At 44.7% G+C, this 22,316-nt stretch carries 24 protein-coding genes; 22 read left to right on the forward strand and 2 right to left on the reverse strand.

Annotated elements, in window-relative coordinates; translation table 11 throughout:
• The first annotated feature begins 19 nt into the window (after positions 1 to 19).
• The 16 genes from I2E21_RS02885 to I2E21_RS02960 all read left to right on the forward strand — a co-directional run bounded on the left by I2E21_RS02885 (position 20) and on the right by I2E21_RS02960 (position 14,031).
• A complete protein-coding gene (locus I2E21_RS02885; RefSeq protein ID WP_025577659.1) occupies positions 20 to 1,009 on the forward strand; it encodes a DUF3991 and TOPRIM domain-containing protein in 990 nt (329 codons plus the stop codon).
• Between the two features lie 74 nt (positions 1,010 to 1,083).
• Positions 1,084 to 1,377 (forward strand): hypothetical protein, encoded by a 294-nt coding sequence (locus I2E21_RS02890; protein WP_025577661.1) that lies wholly within the window; start codon positions 1,084 to 1,086, stop codon positions 1,375 to 1,377.
• A 91-nt stretch (positions 1,378 to 1,468) separates the two neighbouring features.
• Positions 1,469 to 1,621 carry a DUF3789 domain-containing protein gene (locus I2E21_RS02895; protein ID WP_081703190.1) on the forward strand — a complete coding sequence of 51 codons (153 nt, stop codon included), beginning with the start codon at positions 1,469 to 1,471 and terminating at the stop codon, positions 1,619 to 1,621.
• On the forward strand, positions 1,581 to 1,910 hold the full coding sequence (locus I2E21_RS02900) for a ribbon-helix-helix protein, CopG family (RefSeq protein WP_008703437.1): 330 nt from the start codon (positions 1,581 to 1,583) through the stop codon (positions 1,908 to 1,910). Before I2E21_RS02895 ends, I2E21_RS02900 begins: the two co-directional genes overlap by 41 nt.
• Positions 1,910 to 3,316 carry a relaxase/mobilization nuclease domain-containing protein gene (locus I2E21_RS02905; RefSeq protein WP_025577665.1) on the forward strand — a complete coding sequence of 469 codons (1,407 nt, stop codon included), beginning with the start codon at positions 1,910 to 1,912 and terminating at the stop codon, positions 3,314 to 3,316. Before I2E21_RS02900 ends, I2E21_RS02905 begins: the two co-directional genes overlap by 1 nt.
• Positions 3,258 to 4,070, forward strand: coding sequence for a PcfB family protein (locus I2E21_RS02910; protein ID WP_195410363.1), 813 nt, complete (start codon positions 3,258 to 3,260; stop codon positions 4,068 to 4,070). Before I2E21_RS02905 ends, I2E21_RS02910 begins: the two co-directional genes overlap by 59 nt.
• A gap of 6 nt (positions 4,071 to 4,076) precedes the next feature.
• Positions 4,077 to 4,940 carry a hypothetical protein gene (locus I2E21_RS02915; protein WP_025577671.1) on the forward strand — a complete coding sequence of 288 codons (864 nt, stop codon included), beginning with the start codon at positions 4,077 to 4,079 and terminating at the stop codon, positions 4,938 to 4,940.
• A 15-nt stretch (positions 4,941 to 4,955) separates the two neighbouring features.
• A complete protein-coding gene (locus I2E21_RS02920) occupies positions 4,956 to 5,153 on the forward strand; it encodes a hypothetical protein (protein ID WP_025577673.1) in 198 nt (65 codons plus the stop codon).
• The gene (locus I2E21_RS02925) at positions 5,140 to 6,930 is read left to right on the forward strand and encodes a VirD4-like conjugal transfer protein, CD1115 family (protein WP_025577674.1); all 1,791 of its coding nucleotides are present in this window, start codon (positions 5,140 to 5,142) and stop codon (positions 6,928 to 6,930) included. The genes I2E21_RS02920 and I2E21_RS02925 overlap by 14 nt, the downstream gene beginning before the upstream one ends.
• Before the next feature lie 14 nt (positions 6,931 to 6,944).
• Complete coding sequence (locus I2E21_RS02930; protein WP_008703428.1) at positions 6,945 to 7,301, forward strand: glutamyl-tRNA amidotransferase subunit A; 357 nt, start codon at positions 6,945 to 6,947, stop codon at positions 7,299 to 7,301.
• A gap of 90 nt (positions 7,302 to 7,391) precedes the next feature.
• Complete coding sequence (locus I2E21_RS02935) at positions 7,392 to 8,228, forward strand: hypothetical protein (protein WP_008703427.1); 837 nt, start codon at positions 7,392 to 7,394, stop codon at positions 8,226 to 8,228.
• A 14-nt stretch (positions 8,229 to 8,242) separates the two neighbouring features.
• Positions 8,243 to 8,695 (forward strand): PrgI family protein, encoded by a 453-nt coding sequence (locus I2E21_RS02940; RefSeq protein ID WP_025577679.1) that lies wholly within the window; start codon positions 8,243 to 8,245, stop codon positions 8,693 to 8,695.
• Positions 8,679 to 11,012, forward strand: a complete 2,334-nt coding sequence (locus I2E21_RS02945) for a VirB4-like conjugal transfer ATPase, CD1110 family (protein WP_025577680.1) — start codon at positions 8,679 to 8,681, stop codon at positions 11,010 to 11,012. Before I2E21_RS02940 ends, I2E21_RS02945 begins: the two co-directional genes overlap by 17 nt.
• 15 nt (positions 11,013 to 11,027) lie before the next feature.
• On the forward strand, positions 11,028 to 11,432 hold the full coding sequence (locus I2E21_RS02950) for a DUF6075 family protein (protein WP_015560136.1): 405 nt from the start codon (positions 11,028 to 11,030) through the stop codon (positions 11,430 to 11,432).
• 14 nt (positions 11,433 to 11,446) lie between these two features.
• Positions 11,447 to 12,220 (forward strand): class B sortase, encoded by a 774-nt coding sequence (srtB, locus tag I2E21_RS02955; RefSeq protein WP_025577682.1) that lies wholly within the window; start codon positions 11,447 to 11,449, stop codon positions 12,218 to 12,220.
• Between the two features lie 35 nt (positions 12,221 to 12,255).
• Positions 12,256 to 14,031: a lysozyme family protein gene (locus I2E21_RS02960; protein WP_025577684.1), complete on the forward strand. Its 1,776-nt coding sequence runs from the start codon at positions 12,256 to 12,258 to the stop codon at positions 14,029 to 14,031.
• A 26-nt stretch (positions 14,032 to 14,057) separates the two neighbouring features.
• Here I2E21_RS02960 and I2E21_RS02965 read toward each other — a convergent pair whose 3' ends face one another.
• Positions 14,058 to 14,417 (reverse strand): helix-turn-helix transcriptional regulator, encoded by a 360-nt coding sequence (locus I2E21_RS02965; RefSeq protein WP_025577685.1) that lies wholly within the window; start codon positions 14,415 to 14,417, stop codon positions 14,058 to 14,060.
• A gap of 248 nt (positions 14,418 to 14,665) precedes the next feature.
• Here I2E21_RS02965 and I2E21_RS02970 point away from each other — a divergent pair, with 248 nt between their 5' ends.
• Genes I2E21_RS02970 through I2E21_RS02980 form a run of 3 tightly spaced genes read left to right on the forward strand, consistent with a single transcriptional unit; the run spans position 14,666 to position 16,780 of the window.
• On the forward strand, positions 14,666 to 15,532 hold the full coding sequence (locus I2E21_RS02970) for an AraC family transcriptional regulator (protein WP_025577687.1): 867 nt from the start codon (positions 14,666 to 14,668) through the stop codon (positions 15,530 to 15,532).
• Positions 15,533 to 15,534: 2 nt separating this feature from the next.
• A complete protein-coding gene (locus I2E21_RS02975) occupies positions 15,535 to 16,584 on the forward strand; it encodes a C45 family peptidase (RefSeq protein WP_195410364.1) in 1,050 nt (349 codons plus the stop codon).
• A gap of 1 nt (position 16,585) precedes the next feature.
• A complete protein-coding gene (locus I2E21_RS02980; protein ID WP_081703188.1) occupies positions 16,586 to 16,780 on the forward strand; it encodes a cysteine-rich KTR domain-containing protein in 195 nt (64 codons plus the stop codon).
• Between the two features lie 54 nt (positions 16,781 to 16,834).
• On the opposite strand, the gene I2E21_RS02985 is transcribed toward I2E21_RS02980, so the two are convergent.
• Positions 16,835 to 18,226 carry an MATE family efflux transporter gene (locus tag I2E21_RS02985; protein WP_025577690.1) on the reverse strand — a complete coding sequence of 464 codons (1,392 nt, stop codon included), beginning with the start codon at positions 18,224 to 18,226 and terminating at the stop codon, positions 16,835 to 16,837.
• A 128-nt stretch (positions 18,227 to 18,354) separates the two neighbouring features.
• On the opposite strand from I2E21_RS02985, the gene I2E21_RS02990 reads away from it, so the two are divergent.
• The 3 genes from I2E21_RS02990 to I2E21_RS03000 all read left to right on the forward strand — a co-directional run bounded on the left by I2E21_RS02990 (position 18,355) and on the right by I2E21_RS03000 (position 22,243).
• The gene (locus I2E21_RS02990) at positions 18,355 to 18,885 is read left to right on the forward strand and encodes a PadR family transcriptional regulator (RefSeq protein WP_009320282.1); all 531 of its coding nucleotides are present in this window, start codon (positions 18,355 to 18,357) and stop codon (positions 18,883 to 18,885) included.
• A 120-nt stretch (positions 18,886 to 19,005) separates the two neighbouring features.
• On the forward strand, positions 19,006 to 19,692 hold the full coding sequence (locus I2E21_RS02995) for an ABC transporter ATP-binding protein (protein WP_009243486.1): 687 nt from the start codon (positions 19,006 to 19,008) through the stop codon (positions 19,690 to 19,692).
• Positions 19,682 to 22,243 carry an ABC transporter permease gene (locus I2E21_RS03000; RefSeq protein WP_025577694.1) on the forward strand — a complete coding sequence of 854 codons (2,562 nt, stop codon included), beginning with the start codon at positions 19,682 to 19,684 and terminating at the stop codon, positions 22,241 to 22,243. The genes I2E21_RS02995 and I2E21_RS03000 overlap by 11 nt, the downstream gene beginning before the upstream one ends.
• Positions 22,244 to 22,316: the final 73 nt, after the last annotated feature.

The raw sequence follows: 22,316 nt of genomic DNA on the forward strand, positions 1-22,316 counted from the left end.
CTGGAGGTGATTTTATCCATTGAGAACTAACCGACCCTACGTGCAGATTGACCCAGATGTGCTTGAACGGGTACGCCAGATTGACCTGTTATCCTATCTGCGTGAGTTTGAGCCGAGCAATCTCGTTAAGGTCAAAGGCACAAGCAATGTGTACTGTACAGCAGAACACGACAGCTTAAAGATTTCCAACGGCAAATGGTATTGGTGGTCGAGAGGTTTCGGCGGCTATTCTGCCCTCGACTATCTCATCAAGGTCAAGGAATATGACTTCGTAGAAGCCGTGGAAATTCTCACGGGACAGACGATGGCGGACTGGAAGCCACCCCCTGCTCCCAAGAAAGATAAACCGAAAGTCCTGCTCCTGCCGCCAAAAAATAAGGATTGTAACCGAGTGATACAGTATCTTTTCGGGCGTGGTATTGACTATCAGCTCATACAGGAGTGTATCTCAGACGGCACGCTTTATGAGAGTGCCGATTATCACAATGCTGTTTTTATCGGCAAAGATGAAAGCGGAACACCGAAATATGCTGCCCTGCGAGGCACTCTCGGCAGCACTTTCAAGCAGGACGCATCGGGCAGCGACAAGCAGTATTCGTTCCGACTTCTGGCAAAGAAGCCTGCGGATACCGTGCATTTATTTGAAGCCGCCATTGATTTACTGTCCTACGCCACCTATCTAAAGTGTGAGGGAAAGGACTATAAATCGGAAAATCTGCTTTCTTTATCGGGCGTGTATCAGCCAAAGAAAGAGATGAAGGACAGCAAAATCCCCATAGCTCTCACAACTTTTTTGAGTGCCAATCCACAAATTAAGACCATAGTTCTGCATCTGGATAATGATAAGGTAGGCAGGCTTTGTACCGCTACTTTGAAGGAACTGTTGCAGAAAGACTACAAAATCGTTGATGATCCTCCGCCTGTCGGCAAGGACTTCAACGATTTTTTGTTGTCCTATCTGAAAATTGCAAGACCAAAGCTTAAGCGTGAAAGGAGTGATGTCCGTTGATTGTGTAGCAGTTTTTGCCCAGAAAGACACCGAAACCAAATCAAAATTTAATGCTGAAAGCGAGGAATGAACTATTGAAAAAGTATGATGTAACCCTTACTGCCCATTACCGAAAGACCGTTTCCGTCTATGCGGAAAGCCCCGAACAGGCAAAGGAAAAGACAAAAATTATCCTGTTCGATACCGACCTTATCAACTTTACCGATGATGGTTTTGTCTGCGGCGAAGCCGATATTACCGAGCAGAGCGAGGACGGTCTTGACGGTGCGGGCGAGAATACACTACAGGAAAATACGGATTGTTCGGACTGTCCGTACTTCTGCCCCGTGTGCGGTGAGTGTATGTATGAGGAGGACTGCGAAGAATGAGATGTCTTACCAAGCACTGAATTTGGTTAGCCAAATTCGCTTGTTAGGGGTCAGCCCCTAATACCCCGTGAGAACAGAAAGGAGTTTAAAAATGAGTGAGTTCTTATTTTTCATTATTGGCACAATGCTCGGCGGTCTGTTCGGTGTTGCGTGTATGTGTTGCTTGCAGATAAGCAGACTTTCCGAGAGAAAGGAAGTGGACAATGCGAAAAAGAAATGTGCAGATACTTTTCCGTCTGACTGAGGAGGAAGCCGAACACCTTAATGAGCTTGTGCGGAAATCGGGTCGCTCAAAAGAAGCCTTTTTAAGAGAAATGGTAAGGGGCTATCAGCTCTGCGAAAAGCCCGACCCAGAGTTCTATAAAATGATGCGTGAGCTGTCCGCCATTGGCAACCGTATCAATCAGCTTGCGGTTAAGGCAAACGCCCTCGGCTTTGTGGATACCCCGATGCTCCGTGAGGAAGCAAGGAAATGGCACGAGTTTCAGATTGACATTCGCAAAAGGTATCTGCTTCCACGCAGGTCATCGTAATGGCGGTCTGCGAGATATGGGATGTGCGTGGCAGGCTCGACCATCCAATCGACTATGCCGAAAATCCCGAAAAGACCGCCAACCCCAAATACACCGAAGACGACCTGCAGGCGATGGTCGATGTAATGGAGTACGCTACTAATAAGGATAAGACCGAGCAGCGTTTCTTTGTCACAGGTGTAAATTGTGACCCGACCACCGCCAGAGATGAAATGATGATTACCAAAGCGGGATGGAGCGACACGAGTGAGATTGTCTGCTATCACGGCTTCCAGAGCTTCAAGCACGGTGAGGTTACGCCAGAGCAGGCTCACGAGGTCGGCGTTAAACTTGCCGAGCGAATGTGGGGCGACAGATTTCAAGTCATCGTTGCCACTCACCTAAATACCGATTGCCTGCATAATCACTTTGTCGTGAACTCTGTTTCTTTTGCGGACGGTATGCACTACCACGACAACAAAGCAAATCTGCGGCTGCTCCGTCAGCGTTCCGATGAGCTTTGCCGTGAGTATGCTCTGTCTGTCATCGAACACCCAAGCGGTAAGAAAAAGCCCTACGCCCTTTACCAAGCCGAAAAGCAGGGGCGACCCACGAGGGATAATGTTGCCAGACAGGCGGTGGATGAAGCTATCAGCAAATCATTTACGCTGAAAGACTTTGACCGCCAGTTGGCAGAAATGGGCTATCGCATAAACTTTGACCCCAACCGCAAGTATTGGACGATTATAGGCAAGGGCTGGCAAAGACCCAAGCGGCTTTATAAGCTCGGAGAGGAATACACCAATGACAGGATTATGGAGCGTATCAGCGAAAATTCCTATGCTGTCAAATTCCAGAGCTTCTCAGAGCCACAGGTCAAGGTCTATCGGGTCAAAGGCTCATTGAAGAATGCCAGGAAAATCGGCGGCTTGCGTGGGCTGTATCTCCATTACTGCTACAAGCTCGGTATCCTGCCAAAAGGCAGAAAACAAAATTATGCACGGCTTCATTATCTCTTAAAGGACGACCTTATGAAGATGGAAGCCATCACACAGGAAACAAGGCTGCTTTGCCGCAATCACATTGATACGGCGGAGCAGCTTTGTTCATATAAAGGCTCTCTGGAAACGGAGATGTCTGCCCTGCTTCAGAAGCGAAAGGAGCTTTACTCCAAATCCCGCAGGACAAGCGGCGAAGAAAAGGAAGCGGTCAAGGCAGAGCTTTCCGATATTTCGGGGCGGCTGAAAATTATCCGAAAGGAGGTCAGACTGTGCGAGGGCATCGCCGCCCGTAGTGATACCCTCAAGGAAAAATTGCAGACGATACGGGCAGACGAACACGAACAGCAAAGAAAGGAGCTGATGAAGAATGAACACAGGCGGCGAAGCGGCAGAACAAATCGTCCGAATGAGCTTGGAGGGCTTTGAGGTCGCTGCCAAAATTACAGGTGCAGGTGCGAAGAACATCGCTATCCTGTTGTATTCCATTCTCAAAGAAGAAAAGAAAACCAAAGGCAAAGCAAGGCTGACGAGTATGCTCCGTTCTGGTAAGGAGCTGAAAGTCTTTACCGTCAAAAACGGCGACTTAAAGAAGTTCACGCAGGAAGCGAAAAAATACGGTGTGCTTTACTGTGTCCTCACGGACAGGAAAAACAAAGACCCCAATGCGGAGATCGATGTCATCGCCCGTGCCGAGGACGCATCGAAAATCAGTCGTATCGTGGAACGCTTTAATCTTGCTTCGGTGGATACCGCTTCTATTGTGACGGAAGCCGAGAAATCCAAAGATGCAAAGGACGGTCAGCCAGAGCCAGATATTGGTGTGCAGGAAAAGGCGGAGAAAGACAAGCTGCTTGACGAGCTTATGGGCAAGCCTGTCCAGAAGGAGGAAAACGCCCCAAACCCCTCGGTGGCAAAGACAGAAAAATCCCCTCAGTCCGAGCCTACCTTAGAGCAGCCAAAGAAGTCCGCAGAGGGGGCTACTATGACTAAGGAGAAACCTTCTGTCAGAGAGGAACTGCGGAAAATCAAGGAGAGCCGCAAGGAGCAGGAAGCAGAGATTGGCACTTCCGACCTGGACAAAAGCGGTGCTTCCGACAGGGCGAAAAGTGCTAACAGGAAAACGGAGCATAAACAGCCCACAAGAAAGAAAAAGAAACCAAAATCCAAAGAAACGAGGTAAACAGCTATGAGTATTTACGATGTATTCAGCGGCGGCAACAGACCTTTTGATAAAGAGGAATGGGCTGCCGCAAAGCAGGCACAGCGGAAAGAAGCCTATGAGCTGATTGACAATACCTGCTCTGAAATGGTGGCAAGCGGCGACAGCTTCCGTCAGTATCTTGATGTGCAGGGTCGCTTTGACCGTTACTCCGTGGCTAACGCTATTCTGGTATCAGCACAGATGCCCGAAGCAACGCAGCTTAAAGAGTACAGCAAATGGAAAGCGAACCGTGTCTATGTGAACAAGGACGCACAGAAAATCATTATCCTTGAGCCGAGCAAGGAATACACCCGTGAGGACGGGACAAAGGGCGTCTCTTACAATGCCAAAGTGGTTTATGATATTTCCGAAACCTCGGCAAAGGACAGGCAGCAGGAACAGGAGCCGAAATCCATGCGTGAGCTTGTGTCGGCTCTGATTGATGCAAGCCCTGTACCCTGTGTTCCTGTCGGTGAGCTTGAACTGCCTGCCTATTATGACAGCTCTCAGCAGACCATTTTTGTCAAGAAGGGGCTTTCCGAGGAAGTGCTGTTCGTGAGTATGGCAAAAGAAGTGTCGGCGGCGGTCTATGACTTTAAGCACAACGAGAGCCGTGATGCTTCCGATTTCAAATCCTTCTGCGTTGCCTATATGGTAAGCTCCCGTTATGGCGTGGATACCAGAGGTTTTGACTTTTCCAGACTTCCCAGAGAGTATGCGGAAATGGATACACAGGCATTCAAAGGAGAGCTTGGCACGATGCGTGATGTTCTGGGCGAAATCCAGAGCGATATGTATAAGAGTATGGAGAAGAACAAGCCTGCAAAGAACAAAGAGCAGGAACGCTAATCGGAGGTGCAGACTATGAGAGAGAAACGATACCATATCGCACTTGATAAGTACGATAAGAATATCGTCATCAACGCCTTAAACACCCTGCGTACAAGGCAGTTACAGGAGGAACGCCCCACCGAGCCTGTTGACGAGCTGATAAGCAAGGTGGCACACGCTCCGACAAAAAAGGTTAAGGTCGTGCATTGCAGGTGCAATGAGGAACGATGACCAGAAAACGAGCCTAATCCTTTCTGTCTGCGGCATACTTCCTGTCGTATGGCTTGCCCTGCTGACAGCACCCTATGTCAGCGGTGGTCTTGTAGAGATTATCCGAGGTCTGCCTGTGGCGATGGGCAATCCGTTTGAAATAATGGTATGTGAGGACAGCGTAAAGACTGTCCTCATTTTTTTACTTGCCTACGCTATGGGCATCGGCGTTTATTTCTCTACACGCAGGAATTACCGCAGGCGTGAGGAACACGGCTCTGCGAAATGGGGCAACGCAGGTGCTTTGAATAAGAAGTACCGAGATAAAGACCCGTCAGCTAATAAGCTTTTGACCCAGAATGTCCGTATCGGGTTGGACGGGAAAAAGCACCGCAGGAATCTGAATATTTTAGTCTGCGGCGGTTCTGGTGCGGGAAAAACGAGGTTTTTCTGCAAGCCAAATGCTATGCAGTGCAACACATCTTTTGTAATACTCGACCCAAAGGGCGAAATCGTCCGTGACATCGGCGGTCTGTTGGAAAACAAAGGCTATGAGGTGCGTGTGCTTGACCTTATCAATATGCACCGCAGCCATTGTTACAATCCCTTTGTCTATCTGCGGAACGATAACGATGTTCAGAGGTTGGTAACAAACTTGTTTAAGGCGACCACGCCGAAAGGCTCACAGTCGCAAGACCCGTTCTGGGATACGGCGGCGAGTATGCTGCTTCTGGCTCTGGTGTTCTATCTGAAATATGAAGCACCGCCAGACGAACAGAATTTCCCGATGGTTATGGAGCTGCTCCGTGCAGGCGAAGTCCGAGAGGACGATGACAGCTATGTAAGCCCTCTAGACGAGCTGTTTGACCGTCTGGAAATGGTAAACCCAGAGCATATCGCCCTCAAGTATTACAGGGATTACCACTCTGGTAGTGCAAAGACCTTAAAGAGTATCCAGATAACTCTTGCCGCAAGGCTTGAAAAATTCAATCTGGAGAGCCTTGCAGGGCTTACTGCCACCGATGAGCTTAACCTGCCAAGTCTGGGCGAAAAGAAGGTCGCTCTGTTCGCTCTGATACCAGACAACGACACGAGTTTTAACTTCCTTGTCAGTATCCTTTATACCCAACTCTTTCAGCAGCTTTTTTATCTAGCAGACCACAAGTACGGCGGAAGCCTGCCTGTGCATTGCCATTTCATAATGGACGAATTTGCGAATGTTTCATTGCCCGACGACTTTGATAAAATCCTGTCTGTTATGCGTTCCAGAGGGGTATCGGTATCCATTATCCTGCAAAATCTGGCACAGCTCAAAGCCCTTTTTGAAAAGCAATGGGAAAGCATTGTCGGCAACTGCGATGAGTTTCTGTATCTGGGCGGCAACGAGCAAAGCACCCACAAATATGTGTCAGAGCTTTTGGGCAAGGAAACCATTGATACCAACACCTACGGGAAAAGCTCTGGGCGGAGTGGTAACTATTCAACAAATTATCAGATTTCGGGGCGTGAGCTGATGACCCCAGACGAAGTGCGTATGCTTGATAACCGTTACGCACTTCTTTTTGTGCGTGGAGAACGCCCCGTTATGGACTTCAAGTATGACATTTTGAAGCACCCGAATGTGAAGCTGACGGCTGACGGAGGGCAACCGCCGTATATCCACGGAGAGCCTACGCAGGCTGTCGCAACCCTTGTGTTTGACAGTGATATTCCAGATAACGCCGTGAGCGTGAAAGCTGTCAGCACTTCCTATGAGCTTCTGTCCGATGAGGACTTGGAAGAAATATTCAATTTATAAGGAGGATTTACCCTATGAAACTTTTTAAGAAGAACGAGAACAAGAAAACCACGAAGCTGCCGATGACTAAAAAGGTTAAGAAAGGCTTCCGCTATTACTGTATGGCTGTTATGGCAATGACCTTTGTGCTTGGTACTTCCGTAACCGCCTTTGCTGCCAATGACCCCATTCAGGTAGTCAACAATCTGTCCGATTTCATTTTCGGTCTGGTGAGGGCTGTTGGTATGATTATGCTCGGCTTTGGTATCGTGCAGATTGGTCTTTCCCTCAAATCCCATGACCCGTCCCAGAGAGCTAACGGATTTTTGACCCTTGCAGGCGGCGTTGTCATTACCTTCGCAAAAGAAATCTTGACTCTTATCACAGGCTAAGATAACAGACTGACACAAAAAGATAACGGGAGCAGATCCGCCGAGTGCGGAACTGCTCCCGTTATCTAATATCATCAAGGAGGTGGTCAAATGTCTGATAACTGGGTGGTACAGAATTTAGAGAACGCCCTAAACACTTGGAATGAGAAATTAGCCGAGATATGGCAGCTCATTACCCAATCCCCAGAGAACTTTAAGGGAGGCACGATATGGAATGTCATCGTGGATATTCACGGTGCGGTGCAGGCTATTGGACTTGCCCTGCTCGTGCTGTTCTTTGTTGTGGGTGTGATGCGTACCTGCGGAAATTTTGCAGAAGTCAAGCGACCAGAGCAGGCTTTGAAGCTGTTTATCCGCTTTGCCATTGCCAAAGGTGCAGTGACCTACGGATTAGAACTGATGATGGCACTGTTTAAGATTGTGCAGGGTATGATTTCCACGATTATGAATGCCGCAGGATTTGGCTCGGCACAGCAGACGGTGTTGCCGCAGGAAATCGTGACAGCCGTTGAAGATTGCGGATTTTTTGAGAGTATCCCGCTATGGGCGGTCACGCTGATAGGCGGACTGTTTATTACGGTGCTGTCATTCATAATGATTATGTCGGTATATGGCAGGTTTTTCAAGCTGTATATCTATACTGCCATAGCACCCGTACCCCTTTCCGCTTTTGCGGGAGAGCCGAGCCAAAGCGTCGGCAAGAGCTTCATTAAGAGCTATGCCGCTGTATGCCTTGAAGGTGCGGTTATCGTGCTTGCCTGCATTATCTTTTCCCTATTTGCTTCTTCTCCGCCTGTGGTCAATCCCGATGCGGCGGCGGTTACAATGGTATGGAGCTATATCGGGGAACTTGTGTTCAATATGCTCGTCCTTGTCGGTGCGGTCAAAATGGCAGACCGTGTTGTAAGAGAAATGATGGGCTTGTAAGGGAGGTGCTATGATTGGAAGTAAAGATAAATAAGGAAATCCGTAATTATACGGAGAGTATGTTTTTTGGACTGTCACTCAGACAGTTCATTTTTTCTGTCCTTGCCTGCGGCGTGGCGATGGGTTTGTATTTTCTTCTCCGTCCACGGTTTGGAACGGAAACCCTCAGTTGGGTTTGTATCTTAGGTGCATTCCCCTTTGCGGCTATGGGCTTTATCAAATACAACGGTATGACCGCAGAGCAGTTTGTCTGGGCGTGGCTTAAATCAGAATTTCTGATGCCGAAAAAGCTGATGTTCCTGCCAGATAATCTTTATTATGAAACGGTGAAGCCAACCATTGAAGCCTATGAAAAAGGGTTGACGACAGTACGGAAAAAGCAGAAAGGCAGGACACCAAAACCAAAGAAATCGAAAAAGAAAAAAGCGAAATGCAGCAAGGAGGTAAACAATGCTGAGAACTCTTAAAAATCTGTTCAAGCAGGACAGGGAAAAGTTTGTTGTGCCGAAGTCGGTACAAAATGTTATCCCGATTAAGACAATCTGGGAGGACGGCATATTTCTTGTAGGCAGGAACAAGTACGCAAAGACCTTTAAGTTTGAGGATATAAACTATGCCGTGGCAAGCCGTGAGGATAAGGAAGCAATGTTCCTTGAATACTCGGAGCTTCTTAATTCCCTTGACAGCGGTGCGACCACGAAAATCACTATCAACAACCGTCGCTTGAACAAAGCTGATTTTGAACAGACCATTTTAATCCCAATGGCTGATGACGGTCTGGATAAGTACCGCAAGGAATACAACAAAATGCTTTTGGATAAGGCGACAGGGGCTAATTCCATCGTACAGGATAAGTATGTAACCGTATCTGTCTGCAAGAAGAATATCGAGGAAGCCCGAAACTACTTTGCCCGTGTGGGTGCTGACCTTATCGCCCACTTTAACCGTCTGGGGTCGAAGTGTGTGGAACTGGACGCAGGCGACAAGCTGCGTATCTTCCACGACTTCTACCGTACAGGAGAAGAAACAGCGTTCCACTTCGATATTACCCAGACGATGCGGAAAGGTCACGATTTCAAGGATTTTATCTGCCCTGATACCTTTGAATTTGAGAGCGACTGCTTCAGAATGGGGGACAGATATGGGCGTGTGATTTTTCTCAGAGAGTATGCGGCATATATCAAGGACAGTATGGTGGCGGAGCTTTGTGAGTTGAACAGGAATATGATGCTGTCCGTTGACATTATCCCCGTTCCCACAGATGAAGCCGTGCAGGAGGTGGAAAACCGTCTGCTTGGTGTGGAAACTAACATTACGAATTGGCAGAGGAAGCAGAACCAGAACAACAATTTTTCAGCCGTTATCCCCTATGATTTGGAACAGCAGCGAAAGGAAAGTAAGGAATTTCTGGACGATTTGACAACCCGTGACCAGAGAATGATGTTTGCCGTGCTGACGATGGTGCATACGGCTGACACCAAAGAGCAGCTCGACAATGATACAGAAGCTCTCTTGACTACCGCAAGAAAGCACTTGTGCCAGTTTGCGGTGCTGAAATATCAACAGATGGACGGATTAAATACAGCTCTGCCATTTGGTGTACGGAAGATAGATGCCCTGCGTACCCTCACAACAGAGAGCCTTGCAGTGTTTATACCGTTCCGTGTGCAGGAAATTTACCACGAAAACGGTGTGTATTACGGTCAGAATGTCATCAGCAAAAATATGATTATTGCCAACCGCAGGCAGCTCCTTAACGGCAATTCCTTTATTCTCGGTGTGTCAGGTGCAGGAAAATCTTTTACCGCAAAGGAAGAAATGACGAATATCATTCTGACCGACCCTAATGCCGATATAATCATCATTGACCCAGAGCGTGAATATTCCCCGCTTGTTAAAGCAATGCAGGGAGAGGTTATTCATATCTCTGCGACAAGTGAAAATCACATCAATGCTATGGATATGAACTCCGATTACGGTGACGGTGCAAACCCTGTCATTCTGAAATCGGAGTTTATTTTATCCCTTTGCGAACAGCTCATCGGCGGCACGAACTTGGGAGCAAAGCAGAAATCCATTATTGACCGATGTACGGCAAGCGTGTACCGCTACTATCAGCAGGGCAACTATATGGGAACGCCGCCAACCTTGCAGGACTTCCGTGAGGAACTTCTTAAACAGAACGAACCAGAAGCACAGGAAATCGCCCTTGCTATCGAATTATTTACAGATGGCTCTCTCAACACCTTTGCCAAGCATACCAATGTGGATACCCACAGCCGCCTTATCTGCTATGACATTCTGGATTTGGGTAAGCAGTTACAGCCTATCGGTATGCTTGTGGTGCTTGACAGTATCTTAAACCGTATCACGCAGAACAGAGCCAAAGGCAGAAATACCTTTATTTTCATTGATGAAATCTATTTGCTCTTTCAGCACGAATACTCTGCAAACTTCCTCTTTACCCTCTGGAAGCGTGTGCGTAAATACGGTGCGTACTGTACGGGTATTACGCAGAATGTAGACGACCTTTTGCAGAGCCATACGGCAAGGACGATGCTTGCTAACAGCGAATTTATCATTATGCTTAACCAAGCATCTACGGACAGACTTGAGCTTGCCAAGCTCCTTAATATCTCCGACCTTCAGATGAGTTATATCACGAATGTCGGTGCAGGACAGGGATTACTCAAAGTTGGCAGCTCCCTTGTGCCGTTTGTAAACAAGTTCCCACGCAATACCGAGCTTTACAAGTTGATGACGACCAAGTTCGGTGAGGTCTAAGAAAGGAGGTCTTTTATGGCTGATATTAAATTCCGTGATACGGCTCACCGTGATTTCTTTCTGGAAAATATGATGAAATGCAGAGTGAACGACTGTTATCACAGGGCATTTTTCTATGTGATGGGTATCGCTTCGGAAACGAGGGCGAACATCAACCAGATGTTCAATTTCAAGGAGGACTGCATCGAGCCAGAGGGTATGCACGGCGGCTGGCAGACAAGCGGAACAGTCAAGGTCTGCCATCTTGCTTTTAACCTTTGGAACGGGTATGCAGAGGAAGGGCGGGAACGGTATTTCACGCCAGAGGAGTTGTTTTGCTGTGAGTTTGCTCCCTACTTTATGGAGGGTATCAAGGTCAGATACCCCGAATATTGCAGGGAGCTTCCTGCTCCCAGAAAACAGACGGAAATTTCAAGATAAGAAAGGAAAAGCCTATGAAGAATTATAAATCTATTATCTGTGTTGTAGCCGCCGTGTGCCTGTTAGGTACGGCGGCTTTTTGCGGCTTCCGCATTTATCATTACTATGCAGAGGTGGACGAGCAGACGGAAGCCTTTGAGGAGATTGCCGAGATGGTAGAGCAGGCTCCCACGGATGAAACCGTGCCAGACGATGCCCCTGTCAGCGAGGGGGAAGATGTGCTTGCCAAGTATCAGGAATTGTATTTACAGAATGAGGATATGGTCGGTTGGATTTCCATTGCCGGCACGACAATCAATTATCCTGTGATGCAGAGTGGGAACAATCCGAATTTTTATCTGAAGCACAATTTTGAAAAAGAGTACAGCGATTTAGGAACGCCTTATGTGCAGGAGAATTGCGATATTGCTGAAAGTGACAATCTGGTTATCTACGGTCATCACATTAAGGGCGGCAAGATGTTTGGAGCGTTGGAGGATTACAAGTCCAAGAGCTTTTATGAGGAACACAAGAATATTCAGTTTGATACCCTCACAGAGCAGGCAGAGTATGAAATCGTCGCTGTGTTTAAGACTGTGGCGTACAGTTCTGAGGGATTCCGATACTACGACTTTGTTGATGCGGAGAATGAGGAAGATTTTAATTCCTATGTCGGGAAGTGCAAGGAGCTTGCTTTGTATGATACAGGTGTGACCGCTGAATACGGCGACAGGCTCATTACCCTTTCCACCTGCGAATACTCCGCACGGAACGGCAGGCTCGTTGTAGTGGCAAAAATGGTCGGCTGATTTGAACGCAAATTCTCTGGGAAAGGAGGTTTTCTATGGCTGATATAAAAACCAGAGATGCGGTCAAAGGCACAATAAAGACCATAGATAAAGCCGCCATAGCCAGTGAGCGTATGAAGTCTGCCTATGTGGAGATAAAGGAAAGGGCAGAACAGGGATACTACGCTGACGAAAACTCTGCCACAGAATATGCTGCGGATAGGATTTCTTATGCGGCAGACCGTGTAAAGGACGAAGGTATCCACCAGTTCAATAAGCAGGGGCAAAAGGCAGTTAAGACAACGCAGGAGAATATCGGTAAGGCAAAAGATAAAATAAGCGATTTCAAGCAAAGTCGGGCTGTCAAAGCCGCAGAACAGAAAGCAATACAGAATATGTCAGAACAACACGGCTTGCAGATCCGTCACGGGGTTGCAAGCCGTTCCACTGCATCCGATGTTTCCCAGACAGCAAAATCGCAGTTGATAAAGACCCGACAGCAGGGGCGAAAAATGATTAAGACCACAGCCCGAAATGCAGAAAAAGCGGTGAAATCAACTGCTAAGGGAACGGTCAAGACTACCGAAAAGGGAATTAAAACCGCACAGGCAACTTCTAAGGCGGCAATCAAAACGACGGAAACCTCGGTAAAAACGGCACAGGCAGTGGCAAAGGCGTCTGCGAAAACTGCTCAAAAGGCAGCACAGGCGGCAAAAGCCACCGCAAAGGCAACCGCTGAAGCAACAAAAGCTACGGTCAGAGCCACCATAGCTGCGGTCAAGGCGATTATTGCAGGAACAAAAGCTCTGATTTCCGCTTTAATTGCAGGTGGTTGGATTGCAGTTGTGATTATTCTCATTGTTGTCCTGCTCGGCTGTGCTGTTTCCCTGTTTGGTGGCGGAAGCGGGAGCAACGCCTATACGCCTGTCAGTGCGGAGGTGGAAGCCTACACGCCGCTGATACAGAAGTATGCGAAGCAGTACGGCATCCCCGAATATGTGGAGCTTATCAAGGCGGTGATGATGCAGGAAAGCGGCGGGCGTGGGCTTGACCCCATGCAGGCGGCGGAGGGTAGCTTTAACACAAGGTATCCCCACGAGCCGAACGGGATACAAGACCCAGAATATTCGATTGAGTGCGGTGTACAGGAATTAAAGGCTGCCCTTATCTCTGCCGAGGTAGAAAACCCGATTGATATGGAGCATATCAAACTTGCCTTGCAGGGTTACAATTTCGGCAACGGCTATATCTCGTGGGCTAAGACCAACTATGGCGGCTATTCCTATGCCAATGCGGTAGAGTTCTCCACCATGCAGGCGGCACGGTTAGGTTGGGACAGCTATGGCGACACGCAATATCCCGCCCATGTGCTGCTGTATTATCCATACGGGAGGGCGTTCACAAGCGGCGGTAACCAGGCGATTGTGGAGGTCGCTTTGACACAGCTCGGAAATGAGGGCGGTCAGCCTTATTGGAGTTGGTATGGCTTTGATGGGCGTGTGGAATGGTGTGCCTGCTTCGTATCGTGGTGTGCCGACCAGTGTAGTTATATCGAAAGCGGGATTATCCCAAAATTCGCAGGCTGCGTGGACGGTGCAAATTGGTTTAAGGGTAACGGACAATGGAAAGACCGAAGCTATGAGCCGTCGACAGGCGATATTATCTTTTTTGATTGGGAAGGCGACGGAGAAACCGACCATGTAGGCATTGTGGAGAAATGCGAAAACGGTGTCGTTTACACCGTGGAGGGTAACTCTGGCGACGCTTGCAGGCAAAAGCAATATACGGTTGGAAGCAGCTCCATCTATGGCTACGGCGTTCCTGCCTATTAAGAATGGGCAAAAGAAAAACCAGAGGTTTATTCCTCTGGCTCTTTTGCCTTACATAGTCCGATAACAGTTGCTTCTATAACGGACAGTTCTTTATCGTCTAAATTGTCGAGCTGTGCGTCTAAGCGTCTGCGGACGGAACTTTTCTTGACCTCATTATCTGGGAATATGTACTCGTCAACCGACACATCGAACATCGTAATAAGTTGGATAAATAGCTCGATACTTGGATACTGCCCCTCGTTTTCGATAGACTGAATATGTCTGGGAGCATAGCCGATTATTCCAGATAGTTGCTCCCTTGTCATCCCTCTGGCTTCACGGGCTTTTTTGATAGCCTGTCCTATCGGAGTAAAATCGAAGTCAAAATTATTGTTCCTTTCGTCCATTAGCTCACCACCTATTCTCTGAAAATTTTACTCTTATATTTTACAGAGATGCGGCTTCCAGTTAAACGATGTGAAATCTCTTGGTATAGGAAGTTTAATCTCTTGTAACAAGAGATTAAAGCACGCTTGACATACTTGAAACTAATTTTTTATTCGGATAAACTATAGATAAGTTTACAAAAGCGGACATGAAAAGCGAGGAAAATATGCTCGTATTCTTGTATGCTTATATATGAGGAGGTAAGTAAATGGAATGGTTGAAAAGACTTGGAGCAGCCATTGATTACATAGAGGAAAACTTAGACAAGGAAATATCCTATGATGAAGCAGCTCATATAGCTTGTTGTTCAACATATTATTTTCAACGGATTTTTTCTTATGTATCAGGAGTGTCACTATCAGAGTACATACGCCGCCGTAAAATGACACAGGCTGCATTTGAGTTACAAAGAACAGATAATAAGGTTATTGATGTTGCTCACAAATACGGGTATTCATCTCCAACATCCTTTAACCGTGCTTTTCAAAGCGTACACGGGATAGCACCTATAGCGGCAAAAAGTATGGGATGTACCTTGTGTGCATATCCATCAATCCAATTTTCTATAATAGTTTTGGGAGGCAGTGCAATGGCATATCACATTGAAGAAAAGAAAAGTATTCGCATTATAGGAATTAGAATACCTCTTGTTGAAGATGCAGAGGAAAATATGCGGAATGTTCCTGCGTTCTGGAAAAAGGCAGTATTGGATGGCAGTATCTCCAAATTAGCAGAGCTATCAAACAAAAATCCAGACGGCATTTTAGGAGTCAGCGTTTATAATAATCCAGAGGATATATATTATTATATCGCTGTTTCGAGCAACATTCCCGTGCCAGAGGGAATGGTAGAATACATGATACCAGAGGGTATGTGGGTTGTTTTTGAAAACGACGGAGTATTTAAGGAAGATGTGCAGAGTGTTTTTCGCAGATTTTTGACAGAATTTCTACCGTTTTCTGGTTATGAATATGCAGGACTTCCAGATGTTGAAATATATCCAGTCTGCAAAGGACAGCCATCCAAAGGACATTCCGAGGTGTGGATTGCAATCAAAAAAGCAAAGGAGATTTAAGTATGTATCATTTAAGATTAAAAGGCGACCATTATCAGATGGGCGTAAAAAGAGGAAACATATTTCAAAAAGCTCATATTTCCTTTCCACTCCAGTTGGATAATTTTCAATTGGAACACGGGAAACAAAGCGAAGAAATTTTAAGAAAGTTTTTCCCAGAGATATGTGAGGAAGTAAGAGGCGTAAGTGACGCCATTGGCACAGATTATCTACACTTCATTTCTTGGATGTTGTGTATGGGCTGCTGTATGTATAACTTGGAGAACAACATCCCCGTTGAGGTTAGGGGCTGTACTGCTTTTGCATATTCAAGCAATGGCAGAACAATATACGGTAGAAATAATGACTTACCACCTTATCTGCGTGAAGGAAGCAAAAGTGAAATCTATGCACCGAAAAATGGAAACAGGTTCAATATCACTACTTCCTCTTTCATTAACGGCGAAGAAGGAGTGAATGAACACGGATTTGCTGTAGCAATGACTTTTGTAATGACCGACCTTGAAAAGATAAAAGCAGGTTTCAATTCTTGCTTTATTGTAAGATATTTGCTTGAAAAGGCAGATAATACCGAACAGGCGGTTTCCCTTCTTGTGGGCTTGCCAGTATCTTCTAACTGCAATATTTTACTTGCAGATAAAAAAGGCAATATGGTAGTGGTTGAATGTACGCCAATTCTCAAAAAAGTTCGGGCGGCAGAAATTTTTGAAAATGGCAGTATTGTTTGTACTGTTAATAGTTTTACATCTGATGAGATGAAACCATATGACGATGCAAAAGGAAATGATTATGACTCGCACAGGCGTTACAGGACAGTATTAGACAGCTTTTCTTCGGAACGCATAAAAGATGAATACATTGAAACTACCGAACATCTCTTAAAAGGTGATTATGGGTTTATGTGCCAATATGATGATGAGCCAGATTTTGAAACAGTTTGGAGTTCAATATTTGATTTAGACAGCTTAGTAATCTATCGTGCAGAGGGTGACCCCAGAAAAAAGAAATTTGTTACAGATAATCGGTTACATGACCTTATAAGGCGAGGATAATATGCTGAGTATAAATTCCCAATGGATTTTATGTCCTCTTTGTGGGAACAAAACCCGAAACAAAATCAGAGAAGACACAGTTTTGAAAAACTATCCTCTTTACTGCCCGAAATGTAGACAGGAAACTTTAATTGAAGTCGAGAATTTACAAGTAACCGTCATCAAAGAGCCAGACGCACAGACGCAGAGCCGATGAACTTGAGAAAGCTTTCACAGTTCATCGGCTCTGTTACTACTTTTATGCTTGATTTTATTGCCTGTCACAGGGGATAGAAGCTGTTATCTTCATTTTCTGTTCGGCAACAGCTAAACTTCTATGCAAAGGGATTGCCATAAATACTGTAATAAGTGCAGAGAGAACATCGGCAATCGGCTGTGCATATAAAATACCGTTTAATCCCCATATAAATGGAAAAATTAAGATAACGGGAATGAAGCAGATACCTTGTCGGCAAGCTCCAAGAATAAACCCTTCTTTTCCTTTTCCAAGAGCAAGGAATAAAGAGGAATATACCGTGTAGTATCCAAACAGCATAAATGTAATACCGTTTACTCTTAAAGAGGAAGCTCCAATGTGAATCATTTCTGTGTTTCCAGTTGTAAACTGTGAAACAATGGTCGTAGAAAACAGACTGAATAATAAACCTACGATCACACAAAAAATAGTTGACCATAAGATGGAAATTTTGATTGCAGTACGCAGACGATCAAATTTTTTCGCCCCATAACTGTAACCTGCAATCGGTTGAAAACCTTTGATAAAACCAAATACTGTTAAGCTGCCCATAGATATAAGACGGGTAACAACGCCCATTCCCGCTATGGCTGAATCGCCGTAATTACCAGCGGCATTGTTTATTAGAGAGATAGAAATACTTGTTAATAATTGAAATACAAGTGTCGGAACGCCAATTTTGAAAATTTCAGATAGAATTTCTTTAGAAAAGGTACAGTCCTTTATTCTAAACTGAAAAGCACTTTTTTGTCTGAAAATATAAAACAGATACACAAGAGTAGATACTACCTGAGAAATTGCTGTGGCAATAGCAGCTCCTGCAACACCAAAATTAAAAGTGTATATAAATAATGGATCTAACCCGATATTGAGGACTGCACCTAACAACAAGGCACACATTGTAGTTTTTGCTGCTCCTTCACTTGTCACGATATTGTTCATTGTGACATTAAAAACATTGAAAATGCAAGAAACAATGTAAATACCGGCATAGGTAGCCGCATAAGGAAGGACACTTTCTGTTGCACCTAAAAGTCTTAGAATGGGGTTCAAAAAGAGGATTGATAAAACAATCATAATTGCACCGACAACAAGACTGCTATATAGTGCAGTGCTTGCCACTTTGTTTGCCTGATCCTTATTTCTTTGTCCTAACAGTCGAGAAATGTAGGATGCTGCCCCATTGCCAAAAAGTAATCCTAAGCCGACGACTACTTGACCGAGAGGATACACAACCGAGATGGCAGCCATTTGACTTTCGCCTAAGCCACCTACAAAATAGGCATCAACAAGATTGTACAAGGCGTTGATGAGCATACCAATCATTGTTGGAATACCCATAGCTAAAAGGGCTTTTGGAATTGGAGCATTGCCCAATAACTCCAATTTTCTGTTTTGATTGTCCATAGTGTTCTTTCTCCTTTCACTTGACAAATAGAATAAAATATACTACTATAAATTATAGCAGTTGAAACGCAAGTGGTATTCTACTATAATTTATAGTAGTTGTCAAGAGAGTAAAGGAGGAAATTGATATGGCGACCATTGACTTAATTGTTTTGGGAATGTTAAAGAAAGAACCTCTGAGTGCGTATGACCTTCAAAAGTTGGTAGAGTACCGCAATATTTCAAAATGGGTAAAAATTAGTACCCCGTCTATTTATAAAAAGGTTATCCAGTTGGAGGAAAAAGGATATATTTCAAGTCATATAGAAAAAGAGGGTAAAATGCCAGAAAAATCAGTGTATTCTTTAACTGAAAAAGGGAAACAGCAGTTTGAAAAATTGATGCTTGAAATATCCTGTAAGCCGATAAACATTTTTTTGGATTTTAATGCTGTCATTGTAAATCTGGACAGTATGTCCAGAGAAAGACAGCAAGAATGTCTGGATAATATTGAGAGCAGTATGGAGGTATTGAAAAAATATCTGGAAGAAAATATTGCTTTGAAAAAGAGTAAAGAAGATATTCCTGTTACGGGTATGGCAGTTTTACGGCAACAATACACATTGGCAGAGGCAATAGAGGAGTGGATTGCTTCATTAAAAAAAGAAATCAATTCGTAAAAGTGCATGGTAGGAACAAAAGAAATGCTGTTATTTTTTAGTTTGGATTGTAATGAGATTGTAAGAAGTGGTTGCTATACTGAATTTACAAAATAAAAACAGAAATTTGGAGGTTTTAATATGGCAATACTTGAAACAAAAGATTTACGAAAGATATACGGAAGCGGAGAAAACGAAGTCCATGCTTTGGATGGGGTATCCATTTCCGTAGAGGAAGGCGAATTTGTTGCTGTTATCGGTACATCGGGCAGCGGTAAATCTACACTACTCAACATGATTGGTGGGTTAGACCGTCCTACTTCTGGTAGTGTTACTATCCGAGGAAAAGAACTGTTGAAAATGAAAGACGAGGAACTGACGATTTTTAGGCGTCGAAACATTGGCTTTGTTTTTCAGAATTATAATCTGCTTCCTGTTCTTAATGTGTATGAGAACATTGTGTACCCTATTGAGATCGATGGTGGCAAGACCGATACAAGATTTGTAAAAGAGATTATCCATACTCTTGGCTTGGAACAAAAGCTTAAGAATATGCCGAATAATCTTTCAGGTGGTCAGCAGCAGAGGGTTGCGATTGCCCGTGCCCTTGCGACAAAGCCTGCCATTATCCTTGCCGATGAGCCGACTGGAAATTTGGACTCAAAAACAAGTATGGATGTTATTTTGCTGATGCAGTCGATTAGCCGTCAGTTCCACCAAACCACCATTATGATCACGCACAATGAGGAAATCGCTCAAATGGCAGACCGCACAATCCGCATTGAGGATGGCAAGGTTGTTTCGGGAGGTGTCAGATATGCACGCTAACCGAAATAAAAAAGCAGTTAAGCGAGTAGAAAAGGGAATGATGAAAGCAAACCGTATTCGTAACCTGTTTGCGGTGTTTGCGATCGTTCTCACTACATTTATGATTACTACCGTGTTTAGTTTGGGCATTAACTATATGGAAAATATGAAGTTAATGCAGGTGCGTACCGCAGGCACGACCGCTAATGCTTCCCTTGCGATGCCGACAGAAAAGCAGGAACAGCAGATTAAGAATTTGGAATATGTTAAAACCGTCGGTACGCAGTATATGGTCGGCTCGGTTGCCGAGAAGAACGATGAGGGGCGTGATCTTTCTATCGCACTTTCGTATTACGACACTACTGAATGGGATAAACACTATAAAGAAACAATCAAAGATATAGAAGGGAAATATCCCTCAAATGAAAATGAAATTATGCTGTCAAAGGATGCTCTTTCACAGCTTGGAATGAAAGAGCCGAAGCTGAATATGGAAATCCCTCTGTCCTATTATGATAAAAACGGTCAGCAGGAAAAAAATTTCACTTTAAGCGGATGGTTTCATTCCTATACAGGCACGGGAATGGGCTTTGTTTCCGAAGCGTATTGCAAAAATGCAGGCTATACAATGGCAGAGGACGGCGTTCTTTCTTTGTCGTTGAATAAAATGCCTGATGATTTTTATCGTATTCAAAAAGATGTGGAGCTTAACGAAAATCAATCTTTCGGCGGTGCGGTTTCCATGAAATCATCAAGCGGTTCAGTGATTGCAATGGTAATCCTATTGGTATTCTTTATTATTGGCAGCGGGTATCTCCTTATTTACAATGTTTTGTATATATCCATTTCAAATGATACCCGTTTTTACGGTTTGATGAAAACGCTTGGAACAACGCAAAAACAGATTAAATCACTGGTAAAAAATCAGGCAGTTAAGTTTGCTTGCATTGGTATCCCGATTGGTATTTTGTTAGCCACCGCTGTTTCCTTTGGAATTGTTCCATTTGTGTTGAACGAGGGTTTTGAACAGGGCAAGTCGATGATGGATGCCGAAGTGTTTTTCCATCCATCTATCTATATTTTGTCCGTAATCTTTTCAGCAGTAACCGTTTGGATTGCCTGCAATGCTCCTGCAAAAGCGGCTGCAAAAATTTCGCCAATAGAAGCATTGAAGTTTCAGAATTTTGCACCGAAGAAAACAAAAAGCAGAAATTCCACCAATGGTGGCAAGCTGCATGTGATGGCATTTCATAATGTATTCCGTGACAAAAAGCGTGCTGCCCTTGTGTTTATGTCCTTGTTTATGGGAATTACTATGATTTTAGGCGTAAATGGGGTTATAAGCAGTATGTCGGCTGAGAACTTTATTAAGGAATATATGGACTATAACTTTGAATACACTGATATTCAGTTTGAGCAGTATGAACAGCTCAATAAAGAAGTACCGCAGTTTGACGAACACTTTGTAGAACAAATCAAGCAGCTTGACGGTATTAAAAATATAGATGTTCAAAAAACAGTCTGGGCAGGTATTGACTTTAATGAAAACGATTTAGAAGGCTTTATGAAAATCAAATATGAGGACAGCAAATATAAAGCAAAGGGGCAGTCCTATGAACAGACGATAGAAACACTGAAAGGGTACGCTGAATCTGGTGACTATGGCTGCTATATTACAACGCTTCCAGACGACAGGGTACTGGAAGAATACAATGCAGAGCATCCTGATACGCCTATTGACATGGAAGCATTTAAGCGTGGCGAAACAGCGATTGCAGGAAAAGATACCGAATATAACGCTCCTAATACCGCTTTAGTGGGTGAAACATTGACACTAACTGCCGACAGTACAGACGGCAAGGCAACTGATTTCAAAATTGGCGGAGCTTTTTACTATGACGATTATGATAATACTCTTTCAGAAGGTATTGGCAGACGCAAAGAAATAAATATGGTGCCAGATGTTATCTTTGTCAGCGAAGCGGGTATGGAACGCCTGACAAAAGAACCAATAATTTCCGCAATCGGCGTTGACATTAAGAATTTCAACGATTTAGAGCGAATTGACAGCGAATTACAGGCGATCAACAGTACCTTGACCACATCGGAGTGGCAGCTGAAATCTTCCGTGAATCAGAAAGAACTATATAACCAGATGAACTACTCTTTGAGCTTGCTGGGAAACGGTGCTGCAATTCTGCTCATTGTCATCGGCTTGATTAACTTTGTAAATGTTATGTTGACGGGTGTGGTGGCAAGGAAAAATGAATTTGCCATTATGGAAAGTATCGGAACAACGAAAAAGCAGATCAGGAAGATATTGACCTTAGAAGGCGGTATTTATGCTCTGATTTCTACTCTGCTGATTATGACTTTTGGTAATGCGTTCCTAATGTTGGTGGCAGATGCAGTTCCGCATATGGCAAACTATGCAGTATTTAAATACCCTGTTGCACTTGTCATCGGTTTGATCGCAGCAATCTTTGTAATTTGCTTAAGCGTTCCTGCCATTGTTTACAAGGCAACTTCTGATGAAACGGTCATTGAAAGACTGCACAATTTTGATAGTTAAATGAGGTTGTGGGACGGACGCAGCATTGCTGCGTCTGTTCCTGCAATTTTGTATATTGAGGAAGGTGGTGCGT

The organism is Ruminococcus sp. BSD2780120874_150323_B10 (genome assembly GCF_015553695.1).
Classification (GTDB): Bacteria; Bacillota; Clostridia; order Oscillospirales; family Acutalibacteraceae; genus Ruminococcoides; species Ruminococcoides intestinale_A.